The sequence below is a fragment of the Thermococcus sp. GR5 genome, assembly GCF_012027535.1.
Lineage (GTDB): Archaea > Methanobacteriota_B > Thermococci > Thermococcales > Thermococcaceae > Thermococcus > Thermococcus onnurineus.
On sequence record NZ_SNUN01000018.1, the window covers coordinates 1 to 527 of the forward strand.

1 protein-coding gene is annotated in these 527 nt (G+C 41.0%); it reads right to left on the minus strand.

The features are described 5' to 3' along the window. A partial coding sequence (locus tag E3E33_RS10675; RefSeq protein WP_167731690.1) for a hypothetical protein occupies positions 1-371 on the minus strand: 371 nt, incomplete at its 3' end. Between the last annotated feature and the right edge of the window lie 156 nt (positions 372-527).

The following is a 527-nucleotide window of genomic DNA, read 5'->3' on the forward strand; positions in this document are numbered from 1 at the left end:
TCAAGATTTTCTTCCGTATAATCAGCGAGATGTTTCAAAATATTGAGTTTTTCACTTAGAGAGTAAAACTCTTTCCAGCACTTGATAATTTCCTTGGCTTTTTCGGGATTCCACAGGAGTTTGTAGGGCTTCTTTTCTTTACTCTCTCCCCGAGAATTCCCACATACAGCCAAGATTTTCAAACGCACAAGTTCTTGTAGAACTCGCCGAACGGATTCAGTTCGCACATCAAGAGTTGGGTCGTTGTTCTTTTGGGATATCTCCCTAAGTTTTTTGGTGAGGTTGTAAATTGTAAGCTCCTCGTTCTTACTTGCAAGTTCAATTATCTCTTCAGCGACTTTAAACTTGTCAATTTTTGCTGGCCTTCCCACCTAAGCCACCAGTACATAGATGGAGGATATTCACAAAAAAGTGTTTCTTTTTGAGAATACGTCGTTATAAAGTAAATTGTGGGATAACTATTGACAACACCACGGAGGTGATACGATGGGAAAGAAGGGCTCCAAACCCATGACCTGGGAAGCCGC